The 21,236-nt window shown below is 41.7% G+C and carries 16 protein-coding genes; 5 read left to right on the top strand and 11 right to left on the bottom strand.

Going from position 1 to position 21,236, the window contains the following annotated elements:
• Window positions 1-2: 2 nt before the first annotated feature.
• Genes M1381_06140 through glgC form a run of 3 tightly spaced genes read right to left on the bottom strand, consistent with a single transcriptional unit; the run spans window position 3 to window position 5,557 of the window.
• Window positions 3-2,144 (bottom strand): DUF1926 domain-containing protein, encoded by a 2,142-nt coding sequence (locus M1381_06140; GenBank protein MCL4478667.1) that lies wholly within the window; start codon window positions 2,142-2,144, stop codon window positions 3-5.
• Window positions 2,144-4,321 (bottom strand): glycoside hydrolase family 57 protein, encoded by a 2,178-nt coding sequence (locus M1381_06135; GenBank protein ID MCL4478666.1) that lies wholly within the window; start codon window positions 4,319-4,321, stop codon window positions 2,144-2,146. Before M1381_06135 ends, M1381_06140 begins: the two co-directional genes overlap by 1 nt.
• 3 nt (window positions 4,322-4,324) lie before the next feature.
• Complete coding sequence (glgC, locus tag M1381_06130; GenBank protein MCL4478665.1) at window positions 4,325-5,557, bottom strand: glucose-1-phosphate adenylyltransferase; 1,233 nt, start codon at window positions 5,555-5,557, stop codon at window positions 4,325-4,327.
• Between the two features lie 176 nt (window positions 5,558-5,733).
• Between glgC and rpsT the strand changes: the two genes are divergently transcribed.
• On the top strand, window positions 5,734-6,042 hold the full coding sequence (gene rpsT, locus M1381_06125; protein ID MCL4478664.1) for a 30S ribosomal protein S20: 309 nt from the start codon (window positions 5,734-5,736) through the stop codon (window positions 6,040-6,042).
• A 13-nt stretch (window positions 6,043-6,055) separates the two neighbouring features.
• Here the strand turns inward: rpsT and M1381_06120 are convergent, their stop codons facing one another.
• The 4 genes from M1381_06120 to M1381_06105 all read right to left on the bottom strand — a co-directional run bounded on the left by M1381_06120 (window position 6,056) and on the right by M1381_06105 (window position 10,463).
• A complete protein-coding gene (locus M1381_06120) occupies window positions 6,056-7,045 on the bottom strand; it encodes a 4Fe-4S binding protein (protein ID MCL4478663.1) in 990 nt (329 codons plus the stop codon).
• A gap of 176 nt (window positions 7,046-7,221) precedes the next feature.
• A complete protein-coding gene (gene coaBC / locus M1381_06115; GenBank protein ID MCL4478662.1) occupies window positions 7,222-8,412 on the bottom strand; it encodes a bifunctional phosphopantothenoylcysteine decarboxylase/phosphopantothenate--cysteine ligase CoaBC in 1,191 nt (396 codons plus the stop codon).
• The gene (locus M1381_06110; protein MCL4478661.1) at window positions 8,402-9,052 is read right to left on the bottom strand and encodes an MBL fold metallo-hydrolase; all 651 of its coding nucleotides are present in this window, start codon (window positions 9,050-9,052) and stop codon (window positions 8,402-8,404) included. Before M1381_06110 ends, coaBC begins: the two co-directional genes overlap by 11 nt.
• Complete coding sequence (locus M1381_06105; protein MCL4478660.1) at window positions 9,045-10,463, bottom strand: phosphoglucomutase/phosphomannomutase family protein; 1,419 nt, start codon at window positions 10,461-10,463, stop codon at window positions 9,045-9,047. The genes M1381_06110 and M1381_06105 overlap by 8 nt, the downstream gene beginning before the upstream one ends.
• A gap of 194 nt (window positions 10,464-10,657) precedes the next feature.
• Between M1381_06105 and M1381_06100 the strand changes: the two genes are divergently transcribed.
• Entirely contained in the window at window positions 10,658-10,825 is a 168-nt protein-coding gene (locus M1381_06100) for a hypothetical protein (GenBank protein ID MCL4478659.1), read from the top strand.
• Window positions 10,826-10,872: 47 nt separating this feature from the next.
• Here M1381_06100 and M1381_06095 read toward each other — a convergent pair whose 3' ends face one another.
• Both M1381_06095 and M1381_06090 read right to left on the bottom strand, forming a co-directional pair.
• Entirely contained in the window at window positions 10,873-11,118 is a 246-nt protein-coding gene (locus tag M1381_06095) for a transposase (protein ID MCL4478658.1), read from the bottom strand.
• 255 nt (window positions 11,119-11,373) lie between these two features.
• Window positions 11,374-12,933 carry a hypothetical protein gene (locus M1381_06090; GenBank protein MCL4478657.1) on the bottom strand — a complete coding sequence of 520 codons (1,560 nt, stop codon included), beginning with the start codon at window positions 12,931-12,933 and terminating at the stop codon, window positions 11,374-11,376.
• A gap of 357 nt (window positions 12,934-13,290) precedes the next feature.
• Between M1381_06090 and M1381_06085 the strand changes: the two genes are divergently transcribed.
• Window positions 13,291-14,346, top strand: coding sequence for a glycoside hydrolase family 99-like domain-containing protein (locus M1381_06085; GenBank protein ID MCL4478656.1), 1,056 nt, complete (start codon window positions 13,291-13,293; stop codon window positions 14,344-14,346).
• Window positions 14,347-14,560: 214 nt separating this feature from the next.
• Here the strand turns inward: M1381_06085 and M1381_06080 are convergent, their stop codons facing one another.
• Together M1381_06080 and M1381_06075 are read right to left on the bottom strand one after the other, a co-directional pair.
• Window positions 14,561-17,272: a hypothetical protein gene (locus M1381_06080; GenBank protein MCL4478655.1), complete on the bottom strand. Its 2,712-nt coding sequence runs from the start codon at window positions 17,270-17,272 to the stop codon at window positions 14,561-14,563.
• A gap of 331 nt (window positions 17,273-17,603) precedes the next feature.
• On the bottom strand, window positions 17,604-18,803 hold the full coding sequence (locus M1381_06075) for a (Fe-S)-binding protein (protein MCL4478654.1): 1,200 nt from the start codon (window positions 18,801-18,803) through the stop codon (window positions 17,604-17,606).
• 268 nt (window positions 18,804-19,071) lie between these two features.
• Between M1381_06075 and M1381_06070 the strand changes: the two genes are divergently transcribed.
• Window positions 19,072-20,115: a hypothetical protein gene (locus M1381_06070; GenBank protein ID MCL4478653.1), complete on the top strand. Its 1,044-nt coding sequence runs from the start codon at window positions 19,072-19,074 to the stop codon at window positions 20,113-20,115.
• Window positions 20,116-20,126: 11 nt separating this feature from the next.
• A complete protein-coding gene (locus M1381_06065; protein ID MCL4478652.1) occupies window positions 20,127-21,215 on the top strand; it encodes a radical SAM protein in 1,089 nt (362 codons plus the stop codon).
• Window positions 21,216-21,236: the final 21 nt, after the last annotated feature.

The following is a 21,236-nucleotide window of genomic DNA, read 5'->3' as shown; positions in this document are numbered from 1 at the left end:
ACCTATTCATCATGTCCTTCGGTTTGAGGTAATATACTGTGAAGGTTAATGGGTACCGTTATACCACTACTCATACCCGATTCAAGCTTAAGTTTAAAAACAAGCATAAAGCATGTGCCCTGGTATATCTTTTCAAACCCGGATTCGGAAGAAGAAATTGTCTCTATCGGATACATATAAAACCGTGCAGGTAGAGATGGTATTATCGATACTTCAAAACCCTGCCATCTATCGATAAGGTCAAATTCATTTATACCATCCGCAACAACGAATTCGTTCATTTTATTTGTTTCCTCTTTGGCCCCGCTTTTTATCACTATCGAGCGCCGGGCATCTGTTCCGAGCAGGCTTAAGTTAAGCTCCACAATGAAAAACACGTCTATCGGTTTATCGGAGTTGTTTGTGAGCCTGTAGCCCGTTTCAAGCCTCCTATCAAAGAGGCTGTAACTCTTTTCAAGTCTAAAACTCAATAATTCGCTGTTTATATTTATGTGTCCTTCTTTGCTTAGAAAAACGGTATTGCCTTCGTACTTTATGAATCGATACGGTTCAAGTGTGAAATCTCCGAGGTCCGTGTACCGGTTCATATAAAGCCTTTGTACGTCAAGGACATCTTGCTGCAGGAAATGTTCTACAAAAGAATATCTTGGATGCCAATCATAAAACAGATGTGCCCTTAATCCGCCCTCCTTTGCATTGATAAGATTGTGTATGCTTACTGGCGAATCCGATGAATCGTAATGTCCATCCGGTATGATATCATGATAAGCCTCTTTCCGGCGTGTCATAACATTTGTGATATTAAAGTTGTATTCTCTCAGATCTATCTCCACAGCAGAGCCGCCTCTTGACGGGTTTATGTAAAGCGAGATATGTTTATTCTTCAATACGATCTCTTTTTTACCGTCAAGATCGATATCGTTTTCTAAAAAAGCCGTTGCCTCGGGCAGCGGCCTGTGTGCATCAAGAATAGACTCAACCCTAAGAAGGTGCTCGAATACTGCATGTCTTAAGTAATTCAGATAAATTCCTCCGAACAATCCGTGCCAGTAAACACAGTTGCTCTGCGATTTATAAAGTTCTCTTTTCGCATCATCGAGAGCTATCCCTTTTTTTGATTCTAAGTCTGATAACGATTTGCTCATATAAAGCATGCGTTTATGCATCCAGTTACTCTCGGGATACTTTGCGAGGAAATTATCCCAGAAGCTGCCCCGTATAAACGGTTTATACGTGTCTTTGAATGGTGAATTCTGGAGGAACGATTTTAAAGCCCTGAACTGTGCGGATGTGTCCACCGGTAATGCCCATTCAAGCAGTTCTTCGTAAGACGAAGAAGGTATGTATGCCCTCCCCGCGGGTGGTTTTGATGAGATATAACTGCCGAAGGTCGTTATGTTAAGCCAGCCCGAATTCTCCTCGAGCTTTACGAAAAATTTTTCAAGCCATTTTTCCGCATAAACCCACTTGAATGTACCGGGCCAGAGTCCGAATTTTTCGCCGTCATCGGCGTAGGTGACGGAATCAATGCCCTTATCCATGTAACCCTTTAGTATGTCTATTACCTCGTCGGGTTGTTTAAAAGGGATTGCATATCTTAAATCCTTCTGTATGGGGAATATATCGATGGCATGTCCGGAGCGTTCCGTTATATAGTAACCGTGTATATCCTTTTCACTGATACCAGCATAATAAAAATGAGTATCATCGAGAATCGTATATATCAATCCGGTATTTGCAATCAGCTTCGGAAGTGAGGGGTCCCATACCCTTTCTGCAAGCCATATTCCCATGGGATTTTGTTTGAATGTTGTCCTTATGAACCCGTTCATCATTTCTATTTGTCCGTTAGCGTCATCATCAGTTAAAACCGAAAGGATAGGTTCGTAATAGCCGCCGGACATAAGCTCCACCTGCTCAGTCGATATTAGTTTTTCTATATCCTCCATAAAGGACGGCTCTTTCTTTATTATCCAATCCCAGATCGGACCCGATACATGCAGCGCAAATTTTATTGCAGGATGTTTTGAGATCGTTTTGATAAAAGGTTTATAACTTCTCTCGAACGCCTCCCTGAAAACACCGTCAAAATTCCCAACAGGCTGATGATAGTGGAGTCCTATATGAAAGTTAAGATTATTCATCATACGCTCCACATCTTATTTTTGTAGTCTTTATCAGGGACGGTGATCGTTATCAGCCCAGTAGAAGGATATTTCTCAAGCTCTACATCCCCCGACCTTGCGCTTATAATGATGTTTAATTTCATATCCGTGTTTGCATTAATATCCGCGAAGGGGATCTTTAATTCGATGATTTTTTCGATTGCTATATCATTGCTTTTCTTAACGAGCTCAAAGTTTGTTTGATCCTTTGCGTAGTAAAGTTCATAATATGGTGCCGTACCAAGCATCTTTTTGATCGGTATCGTTATTCTGTATTCAAAGCTATGATCGAAAATGTTTATGGCAAAATATAGATCGGTATCTTCCGATCTAATTTTATCCATACTGTGATCGATGCGTACGTAGAGGTTATTTAGATCAAAGCCGTAGCATATTTTATGAATATATGGATTGGGATTATGCATGGATCCCGCTGCCGTATAATAACACACACCCCCGCTTTCCCATTCATAATAATTGGTAGAAATCCCGTCAAGAATGGGCGTTATAAAACCAAGCGGTTGAGTTTTTGGACTCGTTTCAGAGATGGCTATTACAGGTGTATGAAGAAAATCGAGAACAGGCTTTTTCATGATTTCAAGCACCTTTTTTAAATTTTTCCTGAATAGTTTGTCAAACTCTTCTTCATTCTCGGTGTAGAACGTATCCCCGTACCACCAGAACCAATCACTCCCCTCTGCTATATAAATGTGCTTAAGGGCATTGGCAGCCTGTTCGGGTGTTAGCTCCGAGATATGAGCCTTAAGGTATTCCCTCGTCGAGCTGAGATAATCCCAGGCAAGGTTTTTCTCTTCCTGTCCAATCCATATATAAAAGTTCTTGTCTATCCATGAACCCGAGTACAGGTTTATTATGGATGAGTCGGGCTTATGGCTCTCGAGATAGCCCGAGACTGTTGTCGTTTTAAGCCCCTGTGTTTTGCTCAACCTTGAATACATGCCATTCAAAAAGTTTCTTCCGCTATTTATAAAATATTCCCACGCATTCTCTCCATCAAGTGCTATGGTAACGAGTCCGTCCATTCTTTTTGTGTTAAGATACGACTTTATGTCCAGGAGATTTTTAACAATATATTCTACCGCATCATTTTTATTCGTATATTTTGCACAATCGAAACCTATAAAGTTGGATATGAGTTTATCCCTGAAAATGACCGTCATATTACTGTTATGGAATATGGCGTTGTAAGGTTTATAAAGGAATTCCCCTTTACGTTCGGTGCCTGTTGAGGCAAACAATATGTCCTCGTCCGTAACCATCCATTCAAAGCCCGCTTCCTTAACGAGTGGGATGATCTCGGGTGCGACCGATTCTTCGGACGGCCAGAGGCCCTTTGGGGCTACTCCGAGCTTATCTGTTAAAAATTGCCTGCCGAGTTTAAGCTGTGCCAGCACATCTTCAGGATAGGTCGCCCTTTTTGGCAGTGCTGCCTTTGGCATGACCCTGCGTGCTATGTCGGTATCATAAACAAGCGGCATTATGGCGTGATAAAACGGGCTTGTTGTTATCTCTATCTGCCCGGACGTGCTCAGCTCTTTATATAGGGGCAGGATCTTTTTTGTTATGTCCATCTGTGTATCGAGAACAAATTTTTTATCCTGTTCTGTAAAATCCCTCCTTTTCTGTTTTAGTTTTACGATGTCCGGGTATTGAGCCAATGCGGTAAACCCAAACCATGAAAGATTGAACCATACCTGAAGGTCGAGAAAATCCTGTTTATTAAATATGCTGATCAAGCTGTCCATGCTGTTCGGATCAATCTTTTTGCCCCTTTTTAAGAGCAGATCATAATACCTCTGATACGGCTTTACCATCGTCTCCCAGTTGGACATGAAAAAATATCGCAGTATAAAAGCCTTATCTTCATAGGAGAGCTCGCCCGCCGGCTTGATAGAGTATTCGTAAAATGTGTCTGCGGCATTGTTCGAGGTATAATCTATTAATTGTTCAACCAGGGATGGAACAAGGTTTATGTTTACCTTTATGCCGGGGTATTGCTGCAATACGCTTGCCATATCATAGTAGGCTTTACATGCATGCAGCCGGACCCAGGGGAGTGTGTATTTCCCCGTAAAGGGATCCCTGTACATGGGCTGGTGCATGTGCCAGATGAAAGAAACAAACAGATCATCCATATTTTAGTCTACGACAGCTCCCTTTGGGACAACAACGATACCCTTTTCAGATATCGTAAATCTTTTTTTATCCTTTTCGAGATCATATCCGATTGTTGCATTGGGCATGATCTTCACATCTTTGTCTATAATAGCCCTTCTTATTCTTGCATACCGCCCCACATCAACCCTATCGAATATGACCGAGTCTTCCACTGTAGAATAAGAATTGATCTTTACTCTCGGGAATAAAATGGTTCTATTTATCTGGCCGCCGCTTATGATACAGCCCTCCGCCACCATTGAGTCTGTAGCAATACCGATCCTCTTTGTATCCTCGTCCGCAAAAACAAACTTTGCCGGCGGATAAGGAGGATAAAATGTTCGTATGGGCCATCCGTAGTTGTATAAATTGAGTTTAGGCGTGACCGAAATAAGGTCCATGTTCGCCTGCCAGTATGAGTCTATCTCCCCCACATCTCTCCAGTATTCCGTAGTTATTCTGCTCTCTCCCGGGATTATGTTTTTCGAAAAGTTATAAGCAAAAGCATTATACTCGTTTATGGCGGACGGTAAAATGTCTTTGCCGAAATCATGGTTCGTATCTTTTTTTGCATCGTCTTCAAGTAGTTTTAACAGGACATCTGTGTTAAATACGTAGATACCCATGGAACAAAAAACCAGGTCCTTTTTATTTGGTATTGATTTCGGATGCTCGGGCTTCTCCTCAAAAGATTTTATCTTACTGTCTTTATCCACCTCAATCACGCCGTAAGAGCTCGCCTCTTTAACAGGCATGGGTATGGCGCTGACGGTGATGTGGGAACGTTTCCTTATGTGAAAGTTCAACATAAGCCTTACATCCATCTTGTAAATGTGATCGCCTGCAAAAACGCAGACCAGATCGGGGTTCTCATCATGGATTAGATTCAGATTCTGGTAAACGGCATCCGCGGTCCCTTTATACCAGTCTTTCCCTGTGCGCATCTGTGCCGGCACGAGATCTATGTAATGTCCTATCGATGTAGATAAATGCCATGCCCTGACTATATGGGAATTAAGAGACTCCGATTTATACTGTGTGAGAAGTTTCAATTTGTATAAACCGGAGTTGATAAAATTACTGAGAACGAAATCTATTATTCTATACCTGCCTCCAAAAGGCACAGCGGGTTTTGCCCTGTCTTTTGTAAGAGGGTACAATCTCTTTCCCTCACCGCCTGACATGATCATGACGAGTATCTTTTCAGTGAGCATGTAAAAAGTATACAGCTTTAAAATGACTGTAGTCAACAAAACCGTGCTTTATATCAAAACACCGGCAGCGATCTTTCCTGACGGCGTTATTTCACATGCACTTTGGAGTTAACCTTGACAGTCAAAAACCGGCATGATAGAGAACTACAAATATTATTTGGAGGTAATAAGAACAAATGGCACAAACTGGCAAAACAAGAAAACCGCCTAAGCGATCAAAATCGGTTTTGAAAAGGCAAAGACAGAATATAAAAAAGAGGGCCCGGAACGGCTCGTACATATCGGCAATGAGAACAGAGGTTAAAAAGTTTAACAGCTTAATTGAAAATAAAGATATTGATAAAGCAAAAGCATTTTTAAGTGAAGTTGTTTCCACAATAGCAAGGCTCGGGGCAAAAGGTGTACTGAGAAAGCAGACCGCGAGTAGACGCATATCAAGGATATACAAAAGCCTTAATAATCTTACAAACGTAAAAGCCCGGTGATAGTTACATAAAGTCAGTGAGTTGTTGAGTTTGTGCCGACGAAAAGCCTCAGATACTCATGCCCTGATATCGAATTCTGCCATAGGCCGGCGAGCATGGCTGTACCAACAATGCCAAAATAAATAAGAAGCATAATCAATGCGTATTGGCGTTGTGTTAAGCCTTTGGATTTTGATGTTAAGGAAAATTTTAATGTATCCTTTACAGGACAGATCTCTACACAGGAATAGCATGACGTACACTCTGGTGAATAGACCGTGCTAAGCTTATCAACCGGTAATAAAGAAGGGCATGCCGCATTACACTTCCCGCAATCAATGCATGTATCTGGATTTCTTCTGATCTTGAACGGGCTGATCGATCCCATCAGCCCGAGCATCGCACCGTAGGGGCATAGGTACCTGCACCAGAAATTTTCAAAGAAGATGGATAAAAGAAGCAGCATCCCGATAACCATCGCAGAAAGCTCTGAGATGTTCGCAAAAAACAGGAACATCTTTATGTCTGCTGACTTGTTGTAATTCGAGTGAATAAAGTTGTGTATCTCCGATACAGACATTGTTGAAATACTTATAAGAAAGAATGCCATTAGCAGATATTTTAGAGACCGGAGCGGGATATCAACCCATTTTGGTAATATAAAGTTTCTTTTGAAAATCTTATATCCAAACTTGTGCAGCCACTCGGATAACATACCGATCGGGCATATCCAGCTGCAGAATCCCTTCTTTAAAAAAATTGAAATCAATAAGACGGCTATAAGTATAAAAAATCCTGCGGGATGTATATGATTGATAACACCCGTAAACAAGAAAAACTTTAAGCTGATCAATGCACTGATTGGCAGGAAGCCTTCTACCCCGGCAGGCCTATGGATCGTAGGAATTACGCCGTTTTGAAGCTGATTTACAAATAAAACAAAATCAATGCCGATCCACAGACTTAAAAAGATGAAAAATAATTGAACGTAAACCCTGACATTGGATTTATCTCTTTTAAGCATGGACTTGTCTAATACCCTTTTTCTGTTTTGCTGTAACGGGGCGATCGTATTATGGGTTTGATGAGTTTGTTTTTTTCATGTTTGTATAATGTAAAATTGTCCATTGAATGAGCCGGTGCGGCAGGTTCGGGTTTTTAACACGTCCCTGCAATAAAATACCCGATCAGAAAAAGATTTTAAAACATACCGATCATTCTATCGAGGATCACGTCTGCAAGTTCCGCCTTTGACATCAATGGCAGTTCTTCCGCACTGTCATCTTTGTATATTAGCGTGGCTCTGTTCGTATCAACGCCGAACCCGCTGCCTTTAGCCGCAACATCGTTTGCAACGATCATGTCCATCCGTTTACTTTTCATCTTCTGCCTTGCGTATTTCTCCAGATCATCCGTCTCGGCAGCAAAGCCGATGATCACTTTTTTACCTTTATCTTTTGCTATGGATTCAAGTATGTCAACGGTGCGGTAGAGTTTTATTTCAAGAGAGTCATGCATCTTTTTGATCTTGTGCTGCTCTACCGTAACCGGGGTATAATCAGAAACGGCGGCAGACATTATTATTCCATCCGACTCGTTGAATAATTTGCTTACATGTTCGAGCATCTGTTTTGCCGATTCCGTTTCTATGAACTTTACTCCGTAAGGCGGTTTTACTGCTACCCTGCCCGAGATTAACGTTACCTCAGCACCTCTAAGTCTTGCTGCCCTTGCTATCGCATAGCCCATTTTGCCTGATGACGGGTTCGATATAAACCTTACGGGATCCATATACTCACGCGTAGGCCCTGCGGTAACGATGAGTTTTTTTCCTTTGATGTCCTTTTTACTTAAAATAGATTCGATCTCTTCTACGATATCCTCTGGCTCTGCAAGCCTTCCTTTACCCTCGTATCCGCATGCAAGCCAGCCCGAATCGGGCTCTATAAAATAAAAGCCGTACCGTTTTAGTTTTTTTATGTTGTCCTGAACTATGCCATTCTCGTACATGTGAACATTCATTGACGGTGCTATGAGTACGGGTTTTGTAATCGCAAGCATCATGGTGGTCAGAAGATCATCCGCAATGCCGCCGGCGGCTTTGCCGATAAAATCTGCGGTAGCAGGTGCTATGACAGCGAGATCCGTATCGCCTGGTATTGAGATGTGTTTTATCTCGGCACCGTATGCGAGATCAAAGGTATCCGGAATAACGGGATTCCCGGAGATTGTCTGGAATGTCAATCTTGTAACAAACTTCTCCGCATTTTCCGTCATTACCACGTTGACAGCGGCTTTTCGTTTCGTCAGCAGTCTGACAAGCTCTACCGCTTTATATGCAGCAATACCGCCTGTTACTCCGACAAGTATGTTTTTGCCTTCAAGTTTCATTTCTATAAAACTCTGTTAAAAACGGGTTGTACGCCTTCTCATGGCCCACCGTTGTTTCGTTTCCGTGTCCCGATAATACAAGCGTATCATCCGCCATCGTGAGTATACGATCTTTTATGCTGAGAAGCAATGTTTTGTAATCACCGCCAAAAAAATCTGTTCTGCCGATGGATTCAAGAAACAATAAATCCCCGACAACGGCTATGCGTTCCTGTTTGTTGTAAAGCGTTATGCTCCCCGGGGAATGCCCCGGCGTATCAAGCACCATAAATCCGTAACTTCCAACCTGTACGATATCCCCTTCTTTAATATAGCTGTCGATGCGGGGCACCTTTATCTGGGGAAACCCGAACAACGCTGCCTGTGACGGTGCAGCCTCTATCAGGGGTAAATCCTCTTTATTCGCGAGTACAGGGACTTTCGCCTTTGAACTTACGTAAGCAGCATCTTTTAAATGATCGAAATGACCGTGAGTTATTATCACCCGTTTTAAAATTATGTTTTTTTTGTCTATCTCATTCAGCAGCATTTCTCCCTCATCTCCCGGGTCAACAATAATCCCTTCCTTTGATTCCGAATCCCACAGGATATAGCTGTTCACGTAAAGCGGGCCGACAACCATGCGGTTTATTTTAAGCATGGCTTAATATCTCTTCTACCTTTTTTATAAACCGGTCTGCTTCTTCTATACGCCTCCCCTCCGCGTATATGCGGATCACGGGCTCTGTGCCGGACAGCCTTAAAAGCAGCCATGCACCGCCTTCGAGCAAAAATTTAAGTCCATCCGTTCTATCGATGTTTACGGGTTTAAGTGCATCTACAAGTTTGGCAGGATTTTCCATAAGTGCGCGTGCATTTGCAGCGCTGTGTTCGCTGAGTTCAATGTCCTTTCTTGCCGAGTATAAGGTACCAACCATTTTATAAACGTCTTCTATAAGAAAACCAACGGATTTATTCCTCCTTGACACGGCTTCGAGTACAAGCAGCCCCGCAAGAATGCCGTCCTTCTCCGGTACGTGCCCTGCGATGGAAAGGCCGCCGCTTTCTTCGCCGCCGAACACGATTTTTTCCTCCGTTAACAGTTTACCGATGTACTTAAAGCCTACGGGTGTTTCATAGATTTCTCTTTGATGCTGGCGCGCTATCCTGTCCATAAGATGGGTTGTTGCGATAGACCTGCCGAGACCGCCCTCGTAATCCCTCGTTGAAAGTGTGTATTCCGATAAAACGGCCAGAACGTAATTCGGCGAAATGAATTTGCCGCCCCTGTCCACGATACCAAACCTGTCTGCATCGCCGTCCGTTGCAGTGCCGAGTGCAATCGTCTCATCTTCTTTTAGAATCTTTATCAGTTCTGCCAGATGGGTCTCTTCAGGATCGGGTGCGCCGCCTCCAAAATAAGGGTCCCTCGCTTCATGTATTGAAACGCATTTTATGCCATAGGTATCGCATATGGATCTCATGTAGCCTCTGCCGGCCCCGTATAAGGGATCTACGGCTATCTTGAGATTGGCTTTTGTAATTATATCGAAATCGATCATGTCCGTTAATCCGTCGATATACCCGGACATTGGATCAATATACTCGATTCTGCCGGTCCTTCCGGCGTTTTGCCGGAACAGCCCTTCCCTGAGATAATGGTTTGCAAGCGTCTCTATCTTTTTTGTTTCCTCCGGCATCGCAGGACCGCCCCAGGACGGTGTGAATTTGATCCCTGTGTATGCGGGCGGATTATGGCTCGCCGTTATGTTTACGGCACCATCGAGCCCATGTTTTATGACATAGTACGAAAGCACCGGCGTGGGTGTATCCCTCATTGTCAGCAGGACGTCGATACCGTTTGCCGCAAGCAGTTCTGCAGACCTTTTTGCAAACACCTCGCCCATGAATCTTGGATCGTACCCGACTATAAGCCGCGGGGGTGTATTGAGCGGATGAGATCCCGCATAATCCGCTATTGCACGGACAGCAGCATCAAGAGTCTTAAAGTTAAAATCTGACGCGATAATGCCTCTGAATCCTGAAGTACCAAACCTGATCACATCATCCATATATAAAAGCTCCGTATTAGATTATTGTGCTATACCCATATTGCAGCCTTTGCTGCAAAGGTCACCTCATCGGTTGCAATAATGCTGTTAACACCTTTGAGCCCTAACTCTTCCGGATGCAAAACCATTATAAAGTTTATATAGTTATAATGCTGTTTTGTCAAACAAACTTTTCTCTTAGCTGGTGCACTTTAATGGTAAAAGAAACCCTTACAAAATCTGACTATATAATTATAATGAATGACCTGAATATGGGTGAGGTATACCCAATCGTTGCAAGACATAGAGGTATTGAACAGGCAGATCATTTTGTAGAGGATATACTCCAGTGCCTTCCTATAAAGGTTTTGTCCGGCAATTAATGAATTACTCTCGTTCTACCATGATCGGATCGTAAAATAGATTCTTTTTAAGAGGAGTTTTTCAACAGCCTGTTTCCATGCTGACCGAGAATTGCCTGGTACATCTCCGCAAGATACATGTATGCCGTATCACTTTCGTATCGTGCAGCTATCTTACGCCCGCTTCGCACCACTGTTGTATATCCATATAAAAGTAGCTTTAGTAGTATCCTGGGATGATAGGTGTTTTGTCCTAATTCACCGTATTTATTTTCTATACCTGAGGTATCCAATTCCTCTACCGTCTCATACACAAACTCTGTTATGTGTTCTTCGGGAACAAAATCTTCTAAACCGGGCGGCGAAGATATAATTGCTCTTTGCGATACGGTTTGAATTTAGACATCAATGCTCCTTTTGGTTTTGTATTTCATAGCTTGTTTATAACGCTTTCACTCTCGGAAGTGAAGAATATTTTGAATTTAAAAAGACTTCCCATTCTCAGTCAGCCTGTGTAGACCCCTTCCTGTTCTGCTTTCAATAGTGAAATTTTAAAACGCTGTGTTAACTTAATATTTCTGTGAAATACATTTTAAAGCTTCAGAAGGAAGCAAAAAATGAACCCCCTGGGACTGAAATGGCTCAAGTGTTTGAGCTAATCCCTCATACGAGTTAGACCAGACTGATGCAAAGAGAAAGGTTATAAGGGGCCTTTGTGAGGCAGGCTCATTTATAATATCAGTTATATGCTGGGCAATAGTCTGTGGGGTATCAGCATAGCTGTTCCCTGCCATAAGAACAGGCATACCTTTTTGTGTAAGAAAATAATTTGCTGCCCCGCCATAGCCGACCAGTACACCTGAAGGATAGCCATTTACAGTATTTCTTGAAATAGCATCCCACAGTGGAGCGGCCTGAAAATATGCTATTGGATCAATCGTCCAGTAGGTTGGGAAACCGAGCGTATAAATAAGCTGAAAACTATTTGATAAAAAGAAATCAATGTCGGGATAAAAGGATGGGAATGCATACCCTGCCCCGAGCATACCAATTAATTCATCCTGAGGGGTAGTCGTGGTTATATAATAGTTCATTGCCGCAGGTGCAAGCGTGTACAGTGCGGGAGAGATACTCCATCCCATGGGTACCTGTCCACGAAGAGAAGAATTCCAGTAAGTAGACCACGGATAACGAAGTAAGGGTATAGCTAAATTATCACCATCACTTATAGCAATAGTTACATTAACCTCTCCGGGATTGCATACTGTCGTTGACAGTAGATGATTTTGATAAATGCGAGTTTTTTTGGTTTCAGATGAATAAGGTAAGACTGCTACATGGAAAGAAAGATTTGGTGTGGTATCCGTTGGTATAAGGTATTTGCCCGCCTGTGAAAGTGTAGTTATAGCTACAAATTCCTCTTCACCTGTAAGTGAAAGGTAGCCAAAAACAGGTATATTAGGGGGAAGGCTCTGTATGATCTCTTTTACAGCAGGCCAGTCATTGGTTGTGGGCCGTCCAAAGATGGTAAAAATACCTTGCTGTATCAAAAAATCGCGCAAACGGTACTGTTCTGGATCAAGGATTGCTATAGCCGGGCTATCCATCTGCGGGTAATATTTTTGTCTTAAATCTAAATAACACTGGGATGAATCCGTCCATTTACCAATTAACGACTCTTTTAATTTAATCCCTGCTGCCTCAAGAAGAGGCTGTTGGTCACTAAAAGCTATAAGAGAGCCTGTAATACCTGCTATAGTTGTTCCTGCATTTATAGTCCATGGTTCATTATTGGAAATAAGTATATAGCCGTTTATATCATCCGAAAACTTTAAAAGTGCATTCTCAAGATTGCCTTCCCACACCTCTTTTATATTATACTGCTGTTTATAAAGATTAAGCCAGAAAAGTTCTGAAGCTTGTTCAGTTGTATCTTCCCATGGTCTGATACTTGTATTGGTACTTGAATCGCCGTCAAGAAGATATATCCTGGCTGATTTACGATTTACAATACCCTGCAGGCTTGCTGCAAGCACCTTATTTTCATAAGTTTCGCCTGTAAGATCAATTACATAAAGATTACCTATAGGAGGTCGCCGCACAATATAAAGTTTATCAAGGGTATTCATGTTATTAAGGGCAGGTAAACTTGAAAGCTCTCTACTACATCTTACGAAAGAGAGTAATACCAATAAAACAAAGATTATTTTATAAGGGCATCTCATCTTGAGAAAAGTATATCACAAAAAGATGTTTTTATAAACAGGCAGGTCATTTTTATTTTGTTGAAATAACTCAGGAAACTCCAGAGAATAAAATACTTGACAAAAATGTCAAAAAAAGATATCTCTTTTAGTAAGAGAAGATATGGGAAAAAATATAACCATTATAAATTTTCTAGTTGTAGGATGTTTTGAAATTTTCATAGTATCATGTTCAAATAGTAGTAAAGGAACAGCACCGATAAGCTTTCCAAAAGGCTTTTTATGAAGAGGTTGACGTGGCTGTTGATAGTTTTGCTGATACTTGTATATCAAGGCTGCAGCGGCAATGTGCCAGTAATGCAGCATCCAGAGGTTTTAGCTTTCTTTTATCCTTGGTATGGAACCCCTTTCTTTAGTGGGCAATGGAGACACTGGAACGAGGCAGGGCATGATCCTGATATTACTAATGCCCTTGGATTTAGAGATATCGGCACAACGGATTACCCATATCCCGATGTGTATGACTCAACAGATGAATTAAGAATAGAATGGCAGTTTGAGCTTGCAAATCGCGCAGGGATAAACGGTTTTATCGTTTCATGGTGGGGGATAAACAGTTTTGAGGATGATGCCCTAAAAAAGATATTTGAAGTAGCTCAAGATACTAATACACCGCCCAAGATAGCTATTTATTATGAGATTGTACCGGGACTAAATATAGGTAATGTAATCAGCGATATTACTTATATAAAAGAAAACTATTTTGGGATGAAAAACTATCTGAAGTATAATGGAAAGCCTGTGATATTTGTATACGGCAGGGCGATTTTCCCTGCATTATGGTGCACAGGAAACTGTCCATCTAATACGCCGGATGTGATAAACTGGAGTTCTGTAATTCACAAATTCCCTGATGTTATTTTTATTGGTGATGCCATGTCTTATTTTTTAACTTCTTATAGTGTCCCGCAGTTAAAAAACATGGGCTTTCAGGGTATTCATATATACAATCCGCTCCTGGATATACAGTCTGGAGCCAATATGGCTAATGCATATAAAGGATTTACAGAACTTGCAAAACAGGATGGGCTACTGTCTGCACTTACAGTAATCCCTGGATATAATGATTCAAATATCGGTAGAACTATAACTTCTGTCGTAGACAGGAACAATGGAGCCTTATATACCGCGCTTGTGAATGATGCTTTAAAAGCATCGCCAGCACCTAACTGGATTCTAATAACAACCTTTAATGAATGGCATGAAGGTACTGAGATAGAACCCAGTTATCAATACATGGAACAATACATAGATCTCACTAAAACATTGTTTAATTAAATTCAGACGGGTCGCCACTGAGGCCATATGTTTAAAAGAAAACCCCGTTTTGGCCTATGGATTTGGAGTAAAGAAGATCTGGAAATATAAACCAGGAGAGATATAAGTCGTAGTGTGGTTTCACACTACTTTTTTACAGGTAACTTGTTGTTAAATCAATACTTTTTATTTTAAGCTGCAAAAATGGGAAACTTAGGGAAAATCATATAAGACATTATTCAAAGGGTAAAAATAGGGTAGAGATAGTGCCTGTTATATCAAGGCTTATTGTAGAACCATTTATAACAGGTTTTCCTATTGGGTCTTCAAAGCTATCATCTATTGTTGCACCGGATGTGTTAATATTGCTGTCTGTAACAGTAATTGATGTCTGAGATGGAACTGGGGTAAGTCTGAATAATCTAAGAATAATGCCATTTCCATTCTTTGATTCTTTAACCGCTGTAATCAAGGCATTCGTATCATTTGAAGATGCAAGGCTATAAGACAATGGTAAACTACCGTTATGTACTGATGTTACTATTGCTGTTAAAGGTGAACTGAATGCATATCCTTCACGGACATCAAAGCTGCCTGATGCGTGTGATAACACAGCATAATCAAGTGTATGCGTATCATTATCTGTCCCACACGCGCCTTTTGTGAAACAACTACCATTTTCTGAAGGATTTCTTACCAATACCATTGTAATGTTGCCGGCTTTATCGAATGACCACATCTCATTGCCAATATCAAACATAGCAATACCCGCATTGGTAGAAGGATTTAACAGATCAACCCACTCTATCCCTGGCCAGAATTGAGGCGTGTACATGGATTCAAACGACCTTTGAATAATACCGTAAGGTATGGCTATCCGATCTATGCCATTGTTTATGGTGGTGCGGAACACCGCGGCAATTGTTGTTCCTGTTGGTGCGGATAAGGTTGTTGACATATCAATTCTCTTTAAAGATGCATACATCGTGTAGGTGCGGATTACATTGCCATATGGACTATTTGTCTGAACCTGAATTTCTATGTAAACAGGCCCAATTCCTAATACAGTATAAGTTGATACCGCTTGTGATAGTGAGTATATGGGTACGAATACGCCACAAGCATCAGGTTCAGACCCAATTGACCACATATCTCCAGTGTCTTCATAATACTCAATATCATTTGATGGACCTGAAATCATCTGCGTATCACTTGAATCATCAACAAGTGATGTAATCGCATATCCTGCATTTTTACCAAGCACAAGTGTTTCATATTGATTGGAAAGAACAACATCACCTTGTGCATCTGTTGTCATTGTAGGACCTGTTGAAGAAGAGGTGCCATTAGGTATAACAGAATAAACCGCATATCCAAGTGACGGAATGTTATTAACGTATAACATAACTATTGCATTATCAATACTCCCGTCATTGTATGTGGTTTCTGTAATAATCTGGGACGGAACAGTGCTACCATCCTGACCAACAATCCCGATACTTTTAGTCCCGGGATTATTAAAAGATACAGATACCTGAGCAACATCTGATCTAATAAAACCCGATGGATTAAACATAATTAAAGAGATATCAGTAGCTGTAATAGAGGATGTATTAATGTGATTTGCAATGTATGATGTAATTGTTTGCTCAAGTGCATCTGCCTCGTTTAATGTCTCCTGCATCACAGGAAGCTGTTCACTATAATAAACCGTATCTGTACCAGTCCCTGTAACCCAGTCATGATGATTTGATAATACAAATAATGACCACACATTGTTTAAGTTATCAGATGGATAAATGTAACCTGCATTACCAGCTATAATAGAGTATAGTTGTGCTGCTAATAGAGTATTTGTCGTTTCCCTTGAAAGCTTTTTTAGCTCTGGCCTACTGCCATAATAACCTGTCCAATACGGATTAAGGTCTACAGAATAAACAGGTAATTGAGCTTCGTGAAAGGAAACAAGTTTCATATAATCTTCAAATGTAGCCATGGTTATCCATACGCCTGTTGACTGATACATGGTCGCGTCCCAGTATGATATTATTTTAGGTAAGTTTGGAGCAGGCAGCATAAAATCAGCTCCAACCGGAACAAACATGTATCCTGTTGGTGAAACAGGTTTAAGTATGCTTATAAATTTGTTGAATACACCAACTGAAGTTGTATCTGTGGCAGCATAAAGTGCATCTCCAAACCCGTAGCTGCCAATTACAAAATGTGCAAGCACCTCTGCCCCGCCAATGCCTTTCCAGACAAAATCTAAAGAGCCGTTAGATATTAGTTTTGCTGCAAAACTATTTGGATCTGGTGGAACATATCCAAGCCACTGTGACATGGACTCAACTCCGGGTACCCTTGAAAACCCAACATATTTATAACCAAGTGAACCAAGTATATCAGGCAGGCTCTGTGCATGACCAAAGCTATCAGGCTGCCAGGCTGTAATAGGTTTTACTCCGGCAATGTTGTATACCCATTGATTCCCATAAAACCAATCCATCATTAAAGCCTCACCTGTTGGAAGGTTTATATCAGGACTTGTCATACCGCCGCCAACGATTCTTAATTGCCCATCTTTAAGATATTTTATGATCTTTGCATGATCTTCAGGGTGCTCATCCCAGAACTTTTTTAGATATGCTATCTCGCAAATTGAATAATAATAACCCTTGTTATTATCAAGCATGTTTAATGCCTGTTCAATTATTGGTTCTACAAATGTTGTATAATATCCATTGAACGTTTCAAGCCAGTCTATATCCCAGTGTGATGATTGGCTTACTATCATTACTTGTTTTGCGTTCAAAGGTACACCAAGCAAGTCCCTGATCTGTGATTCGCTATTCGCAGTTAGGATATTACTCTGATTATTACTATTTTTTGAACAGGCAATACTTCCAGTAATGGCAAATAATATAAGCAACAGTGATTTTAACTTCATGATTCCCCCTGAAAACATTTATTTGATTGTAAAAATGAATTATCCAATTGAAAAATATATCTCCCTTGCTTTACATCCTACACAATACAAAGTGCAGGTATAGCTCCACCAAACATAGAACCTATTATAACTGCATCATAATGCGTTATCACATCCCCTCTTATTGAGAGAGAAATATATATTTTTGACATTTTTGTCAAGATTTTATTTCTGGGTGTTGATTAAAATTGAAAAGTTATTAAAAAAAGCCCTACTATTATTTACCCTTATTTGAACCGAAAACCTGCTCATGAATATAATCAATGTGATTTAAATGACTTTCTATACCGAATCATTTATTGGTTAGAGCCCCGGCAAGCAGGTTGACCGTGTGCAGAACCTTTATGTCTGCCCCGTACCCGGCAGCTGTGGTTGATATGTTTATCATGCAGCCCGGACAGCCTGTTGCAACAATATCCACATTAGTCTCCCTTATACTGTTTATCTTTTTTTCCGATATATTGAGAGACAGGCCGTGATGTTTTATGCCGAATGCACCTCCGAGACCGCAGCACCTGTCCGCATCTTTCATCTCCACGATCTCCATCCCCGCTTTTTTGATCAGGTTTCTTGGCTGTTTATGAATGCCCATGCCCCGTTTAAGATGGCACGGATCATGGTATGTTACGGCCGCCGTATCCGAACCCTTATTTATCTTTGCCTCGTCTATGACCTCTGTTATATCTTTCACCCTCTTCGAGAACTCAACCGCATTCTTTTCATTATTAAAGAGTACCGGATAATAGTTTTTTAACATTGATCCGCACGATGCACACGCGGTTACTATGAGCTCTGTATCCTTGAACATGTCCATAACAGCCTCAGCCTGCTTTTTTGCAGCCGCCCTGTCTCCTAAACTGAAAGCTGGTAAGCCGCAGCAGGCCTGTTCATCCGGGATAAACGGCGTGATGTCCGAGGCACGCATAAGCTTTATGGAATCCGCTGCGATATCATGATAAACATAATCTATAAGGCATCCGGTAAAGAACCCCGTTTTTGTTCTGTGTTTATAGATGTTTTGTTCTGAACTGGAGAATGCCTTTTGTTTGATCCCGGGGATCAGGCGGTTCGAAGGAATGCGGTAGAATATGCCCGATCGCGTGCTTATTTCTTTGCCAGCAAATTTTTCTGCAATATGGATCAGCTTGAAGCTTAAACCCGTTTTTGAGAAACCAAATTTAGTAATGCTTAGTTCGGTATAATCAAACCCCAGTTTCCCGACAAGCATTTCCCTTGCAGATAAGATAAGCAAATCGGTTCTAACGTCGTTCGGACAAACGGAAACGCATGCTTCACACAAGAGGCACTGGGATATAAAAAGCTTTGATCTCGCAGACGGCTCAATGTTTTGTTCAAGCAGTGCCTGAATAATCGTTACCTTTCCCCTTGCAGAAGCCCCCTCATCGTTCAGTTCTTTGAAAACCGGGCAAACCGACCTGCATTTACCGCACTTTACGCATTTGTTATACTCATCATGGATATTAAAGTTCATAATTCAACTAATAATGATACTCTAATGCGGACAGCATGGCAAGCCCGATAAAAATTGTGCATCTGAGAATCAAGGTTGAACTGTTATACGATATTTCCCCGGGTCCGGTAATAACATCGCGTGCTCGTCTTTTTAAAGCCTGCCGCCTTTGATGGTTGTTTACAAAAAGATGGACGTAAGTTATATTTTTAAAAAAAGGCGCAGATTCCGGAGGTTAGACCGCCTCGTGATGAAAAACCTTTTTGTACCTTCGTAGGTACGGCCGGATGTGCCGCCTGAAAACAGGGCGATTCACCGGACCGCTCCTGCAGTTCTTATTGCATTCTTTGTGTTAAAACCAATAACGGATACAATGAGTATGAGGTTTTTATTCAACATAATATCGGGCATATCCGTCCTTGCAGAAGCGGATAACGAACGATTATTCGGGGCGGTAAGGACCTTTTTTGATGCATATCCTGTAGCCGCCGGGCATGATAAGGTGCAGAGCACGCTTATCAGACTGAGATTTTTTACAGATAAAAAACATGATATAAAAATCGATCCGGATAAGCCGCACCTGTTCTCTTACGGGCACCTGAAAGGTTATGAGATTGATGAGGGGCTTTTATTAAGTGATGGAACTACGATAGGGATTGTTGATAAAAGGAACAATATCTTTACAGGCTACGTCGGCGGGGCAATGCTCAAAAGGGGTTCCTGGTTCTCGTCCGTATTTTTAACGATCGGACTCATAGAATTATTGAGATGTAATGGATTGTATTATCTCCATGCGGCGGGTGTACGGGGTGCCGGACGCTCTATGCTGCTGTGCGGCATGGGTATGTCGGGTAAGACAACCCTGGCTCTCGGCCTTGTTTTTAATGGTTTTCAATTATGCTCCGATGACGCGGTATTTTTACGGTACGAAGATAAAAAGGCTTCAGCACTGGGGTTTAAAAAACCCATAAATGTTACCGGGGATACTATTAAGCTGTACGGCCGGTTTTTAAAAGGTGCGGTCATGCCGGACCCGCCGTTTAAAAAATCCAATATACCGTATTCTTATTTTAACACCGTGGAAGAGATCGTACCGGATACGATCATGTTTCTTGAGCGCGGGGGTGAAGATGGAACGATCATAAAGCGGATCGATAAAACGCGGGCAATGGCGATGCTTATTCCTCAGTCATTGATGCTCTTTATGGATGAGGAGTATGCCGGCAGGCATGCGGCGGTATTGAACGTACTTTTAAATCAGGTAAAGTCGTACGAAGCAATACTTGGCAGGGATGTTTTAAAAAATCCTCTAAGTGTGATAAGGGATCATTAGAAGGAGAACGGATGTCGTTTTATGAAATGAGTTTTGAGCTTACGAACAAATGCAACTTAAGCTGCCTGCACTGTTTAAGGGATAAAACGGATACAAGAAGCTACATATCTGTTGAGCTCTTCGACAGCATACTTAAACAGGCAAAGGCTTATAGTATGAAGCATGTTGCATTCACGGGCGGAGAGCCCACACTGCATCCGCAGTTCTCCGGTATAATAGATACGGCCGTCCGGTATGATTATACGTACCATTTTATTACAAACGCATGGAATTTCACTCAGGTGTGGAAGATGCTCAACGATCCTCAGCACCCGGGCAGGCGCACGAAACTCGCGGGGGTTTCCATTTCTATAGACGGGGCAGAAGAAGCATCGCATGACTACATAAGGGGCAAAGGCTCTTTCAAGCGGATAATGCAGGCTGTCAGCATACTCAGGATAAAGGGTGTAGAAACGAGCATTCAGATGACCATAAACAAAAAGAACTTTAATGAAATAGAACAAATGTCATTTTTAGCATCCGACCTGGGTTTAAAAAGGCTCTTCTATGCACACCTCGAGCCAACGCCGCCGTCATACGATCACGGCTTAGTACTCTCACCGGACCAGTACAGGGATGCAGAACAACGGGTTGAAAAGCTCAAAAGTACACTAAAACTCGAGATAAACTTTTCGCTGGGGCATTATGAACCTCTCGGTTTCCTGCAGTGCAGGGCACTCACCATGTACGCTCCGAACGTGGATTATAAAGGCAGGCTTACGTTCTGCTGCCAGCTTTCGGGCTATACGGGTTCTTCCGATGAATCCGATATTATTGCGGATCTAAACACGGCAAGCTTATACGAGGCGCACAAATTATGGGCTGATGCTATACACAAATTTAATGTTGATAAAATAGGGCTCATAGAAAAAGGCGGGCTCTCGGAGCTTGATCATTTCCCATGCTTTTACTGCTCCAAATATTTTAACAAGCTTGAATGGATGGAGAAGTACAGTGACGATCCGTGGGCGGCAGACTACACAAAAGCAAGAGACAGCCGTGCTCCGGCGAAAATACCTCGCAGGGCAGTTTCCGGGGACAGGCGGTCTACTATTTATTAATTTATCCGGGAGTGAAGTATG

It is taken from the genome of Deltaproteobacteria bacterium (genome assembly GCA_023382265.1).
Lineage (GTDB): Bacteria > JAMCPX01 > JAMCPX01 > JAMCPX01 > JAMCPX01 > JAMCPX01.
This window is presented reverse-complemented; position numbering and strand designations above follow the sequence as displayed.